This window comes from Streptomyces sp. NPDC001027 (genome assembly GCF_040299045.1).
In the GTDB taxonomy this organism is placed as follows: Bacteria; Actinomycetota; Actinomycetes; order Streptomycetales; family Streptomycetaceae; genus Streptomyces.
The window spans coordinates 1-5029 of record NZ_JBEPBI010000390.1 but is presented as its reverse complement, the minus strand read 5'-3'; the positions used below and the strand labels follow the sequence as shown (position 1 = coordinate 5029).

At 72.5% G+C, this 5029-nt stretch carries 3 protein-coding genes and 1 pseudogene; all 4 read left to right on the top strand.

The window, feature by feature from the left end:
• Window positions 1–1259: hypothetical protein (locus tag ABT300_RS41290; protein ID WP_351687527.1), on the top strand; the 1259-nt coding region annotated here is incomplete at its 5' end.
• Between the two features lie 8 nt (window positions 1260–1267).
• A complete protein-coding gene (locus ABT300_RS41285; RefSeq protein WP_502978102.1) occupies window positions 1268–2713 on the top strand; it encodes a VWA domain-containing protein in 1446 nt (481 codons plus the stop codon).
• Between the two features lie 29 nt (window positions 2714–2742).
• Window positions 2743–3867, top strand: coding sequence for an ATP-binding protein (locus tag ABT300_RS41280; protein WP_351687521.1), 1125 nt, complete (start codon window positions 2743–2745; stop codon window positions 3865–3867).
• Window positions 3864–5029 (top strand): annotated as a pseudogene (locus ABT300_RS41275) (DUF5682 family protein); the annotation flags it as partial. The gene ABT300_RS41280 and the pseudogene ABT300_RS41275, both read left to right, overlap by 4 nt.

Below are 5029 nucleotides of genomic sequence, written 5' to 3'. Positions count from 1 at the left end.
ACCTCGCCCGCGCGGTCTCCTGCAGCCCGCGGGCCGCCCGTGAGGTTGAGTCGGCGGTGAACTCCGCGGCCGGCGCCGCGCGAGTGGAGAACCACGTCGCCCTCGCCGCCGCCCGCACCGCCCTGCTCGGCGCCGTGCACGACGCCCTCGTCGTGAGCGCCGACGAACTGAGCGGCCGGCTTCGCGAGGAGCCGGCCCCCGCGGCCGCCGGCCCGCGCACGACGGTGAACCTGCTGGCGGCGGCCCGCGCCTGGCTCGCGGACCTCGCCCGCACCGGCTGGCTGGGCATCGACCACGAGCTGGCCGGCGGAGCCGCCCCGATCGTCTCCGCCATGCTGCCGGAACCCGGTCTGCGCCGACTGGCCACCCTGCTCGACGGATTCGCCGCCGAACTCGCCGCATCCTGCCCCGGCGCCGCTCTGGAGCGCGTCCCGGAACGCCGGTGGGCCGACCTGTGGTCCCGCGCCCTGCTGCTCACCGTTCCCGGCGCGGCCGACACCCCTGTGGCCGGCGCCGTCACCGGCCGGCTCCTGCCGCTCGGCGTCGACCTCCACGAACACGCCACCGCCGCACAGGCCCAGGTCCACGCGGTCTTCGAACCGGCCGACGGCAGCGCGCCGCGGCTGGTCCGCGCAAGCGTCAGCGCGCCGAAGCCGGACACCGTGGTCGCGGCCGGCGTCTGGCAACTGCTGCGGCCGCACCTCTCGCTGCTCGCCGCCCTCGGCGAGGGCCGTTCGATGGAACTCGACGCCATGCCTCTCACCGAGGAGGGCGACCTCCTCTGGGACGACGCCCGGGCCCACCCCGGCGACCCCGCCGACGCCCTCGCCACCGCGCGGGTCGTCCTGCCGGCCGCCGTCGCGCCGCCCACCGCGCCCCTGAACCGCCATCCCGCGCGCCTCGCCGAGCCCGTCTTCCTGGAGGGCTACGACCGGCGGCAGGAGGGCGACGTCCTCACCTTCACCGTCGCCGGCCGCGAGCTTCTGGTCGACACCGACCGCATCCCGGCCGCCGGACCGCTCACGCCCGAGGCCGTCGCCGACTCCCGCGCCTGTGTGGGCCTGCTCCGCTGGGACGACGGGGGCCTGCGTCTTCAGCCGCTCGCCGTCGAGACCACCGTGCGCAGGAAGGCCGTCGCCCTGCACGCGGGCGGGTGGGCCGGCGGCACCGCCGACAAGGCCGGCGCCCGGGCCGAGAAGGCCGCCACCGACGCCGTGACGGTCCTGCGCGAACGGGCGGGAAGGCTGCTGCGGAAATGAGCGACGACATGCTGCATTCGGATCCCGGGGCTCCCACGACGCCCGCCGTCTCCGCCGACCCTGCGGTCCCGGCCGTCCCCCACGACAACCGCCGGCAGGTTCTCTACTGGCGGCTGCTGGCCCGGCTCTTCGACTCCGAGGAGCAGATCGCCCTGGAGTCGGCGAGCCTCGCCGTCGTCGAGGACATCGGGCTGCCGGCCGCCCTGCTGGACCCGCAGTCCTCCGTTGACTCCCTCGTGCAGCGCCACCCGGAACTCGCGGCGGAATTCGACGGATTGATGGTTCCCGAAGCCGAAGCCGGAGCCGAGGCGGAACCCGGAGCCGGAGCCGGAGCCGGAGCCTCCGGCGACGGCGGCCGTGACCGTGCCGACGAGGTGCGGCGGGCCGCGCTCGTGTCCAAGGTGCTGCTGAACGTCTTCGCCACGGGCGCCGGAGCCGTCAGCGCCGAGCAGCTGTCCCGGTGGCAGAGTGACGCCGGGTGGCTGGAGCGGGCCCTCGGATGCCGCCCGGGCGAGCTGCGCGGCGGCCGGGGTCCGGCCGCCGGCGCGGGCGGCCCCGCCCCGGGGATCGGCCCCGAACTGGCCGGCGTGGAAGCCGACCTGGTGCAGCGCATGCACCTGCGCGAAGTGCTCGCCGACCCTGCACTGGCCGCACGGCTCACCCCGAGCATGTCGCTCGTCGAGCAACTGCTCCGCGACAAGAACAACCTCTCCGGCGTCGCCCTGGCCAACGCCAAGGCGCTCATCCGCCGCTTCGTCGACGAGGTCGCCGACGTGCTGCGCACCCAGGTGGAGAAGGCCACCGTGGGCGCGATCGACCGTTCGGTGCCGCCCAAGCGCGTGTACCGCAACCTCGACCTCGACCGGACCGTCTGGAAGAACCTCACCAACTACAGCCCCGAAGAGGAACGCCTCTACGTCGACCGCCTCTACTACCGGCACACCGCCCGCAGAACGACCCCGCAGCGGCTCATCGTGGTCGTGGACCAGTCCGGCTCGATGCTCGACTCCATGGTCAACTGCACCATCCTCGCGTCGATCTTCGCCGGACTGCCCAAGGTCGACGTGCACCTGATCGCCTACGACACCCGGGCGCTCGACCTCACTCCCTGGGTGCGTGAGCCGTTCGAGGTGCTGCTGCGCACCAAGCTCGGCGGCGGGAACGACGGACCGGTCGCCATGGCCATGGCCCGTCCGAAGATCGCCGAGCCCAAGAACACCGCCATGGTGTGGATCTCGGACTTCTACGAGTTCGACCGCTCCCAGCCCCTGTTCGAGGGCATCGAGGAAGTCCACCGATCCGGCGTCAAGTTCATCCCCGTCGGCTCGGTCACCAGCTTCGGCCGGCAAGAGGTCAACCCCTGGTTCCGGGAACGGTTCAAGGCGCTCGGCACACCCGTGATCTCGGGCCGCATCGACAAGCTCGTCCACGAGCTGAAGACGTTCCTCACCTGACCCGCACCCCTCCTTTCGAAAGGCCCCCGATGACCGACCTGCTGCGCGCCCCCGCCGAACTCAAGTACGCCGAGGAACTCGACTGGCTGGAGTCGATCGACGACAACCCCAAGCCGTTCTCCTGGCGGCTCTCGCCGAAGATGGTCCGGCTGTTCGTCCTCGGCTCCGAGCGCGCCGACGGCCTCGACCGGGAGATCGCCCCGAAGTGGTTCGGCGACCGCAGCTTCGTCGAGCGCTCCATCGTCACCCTCGCCTCCGACCGCGGCCTGCTGCTCATCGGCGACCCCGGCACCGGCAAGAGCTGGCTGGCCGAACTGCTGTCGGCCGCGATCTCCCGCAACTCCACCCTGGTCGTGCAGGGCACCGCCGGCACCACCGAGGACCACATCAAGTACTCGTGGAACGTCTCCATGGTCATCGCCAAGGGCCAGTCGAGGGAGTCGATGATCCCCTCGCCGATCATGACCGCCATGGAGACCGGCGCCATCGGCCGCTTCGAGGAGCTCACCCGCTCCACCAGCGACGTCCAGGACGCGCTGATCTCGATCCTCTCCGAGAAGTACATCTCCGTCCCGGAACTGGGCAGCGACCGGGACAGCGACAACATCGTGTTCGCCAAGCCCGGCTTCTCCGTCATCGCCACCGCCAACAGCCGCGACCGCGGCGTCAACGACCTCTCCTCAGCGCTCAAGCGCCGCTTCAACTTCGTCCGCATCCCCGTCGTCACCAACAAGAAGAGCGAGGCGGAGATCGTCCGCTTCCGCACCGAGGAACTGCTGCGCCGCCACCGCATCGAGCTGGACGTCCCGCCGACCCTGCTCGACGTGCTGCTGCAGAGCTTCGCCGACCTGCGGGCCTCCTCGGCGGCCGCCGGCAGCGACGACGAGAAGCTGGAGTCCGCCCTGTCCACCGCCGAGCAGATCGGCGTCCTGGAGGACGCGGTCCTGCACAGCGACTTCTTCGGCGAGCGCGCCCTCACCGCCCGCACCCTCGCCTCCTCCCTCGTCGGCTCGCTGGCCCGGCGCGCACCCGAGGACCTCGCCATCCTCAACAAGTACCTGCACGGCGTCGTCGAACCGCGCAGCAAGGAAGAGGGCGGCTGCTGGCCGGAGTTCCTCGAAGGCGGCCGCGACGCCATCGCGACCCTGTCATGAGCGGCGCCTTCGACGCGCTGCGCGGTCAACTGCACGACGCCGCCACGGCGTTCGCCGACGGACCCGGAGCCCTGGAGGGCATCCTGCGGGGCATCGTCGACGACGTCGAGCGGGCCGTGCGCGAGCCGCTGGAGATCTTCCCCGTCTGCCACCACTCGCCGGCGTCGGCGATCGCCATGGCGCGCCGACTGCGCGAGAGGCAGCCGAAGGTCGTCTACCTCGAGCTGTGCGAGGACATGGCGCCGCTCCTCACCGAGCTGCGCAACTGCCGGCTGCCGGTGGCGGTGCAGTCGTTCGCCACCGAGCTCGAGGGCTTCCCCGCCGACTGGTCGCCGCTGTCGGTGGTCGCGCCGGTCACCGAGGCCTCGGCCGAGTACCAGGCCATCGCCTACGCGCTCGACACGCCGGGCGTCGAACTGGTCCTCGTCGACCGTTCCTCGGACCACGTCTTCCAGTGGGAGACCGACCCAGGCGCCGACCCCCTGGCCGAGGGCGGCGCCGACGTGCCCGAGGCGCAGGAGGAGGCGGCCCTGCACGGCGACGCCGTCGGCGTGGAGATCGGCGACCTGCGCCCGCGGTTCGCCGAGCTGGAGCAGCACCTGCTGCGTCACGGCCGGGTGCGGCACTGGTCGGAGTGGTGGCACCAGTACGTGGAGCTGCCCCTCGGCGACAGTGACCACGACACCTACCGTCAGGTGATGCTGCTCATCGGCAGCCTCTTCCGCCGCCTCGCCCCCGGCGACCCCGGGAAGGTGCGGGTCGACGAGGACCGCGAACGGTACATGTGGACGAGGATGCGCGAGCATCTGACCGCCACCGGCGCCGACCCCGCCGACTGCCTCTACGTCTGCGGCGCCTTCCACGCCGCCAGCCGGGTCGCGGAGTTCGGCGTGCACGGCAGCGACGGCTTCGTCATCAGCCCGCCGAGCGGCACCCGGTGGCGGCACGGGCTCATCCCCTCCAGCCACGCGGCGATAGAGGCGCAGTTCGGGCTCGCGGCGGGCTCGGTGTCCATCGCGGCGGCGGAATGGGCGAAGAACGTCCGGCGCACCGGCGTCCGCCCGTACCGCCTGGAGGGCCAGGCGGGCACGAAGAAGACCACGAAGACCACCACGAAGCCGAAGAAGGCCCTGCCCGCCGCCGCCCCGGCGCCGGCGGCCCC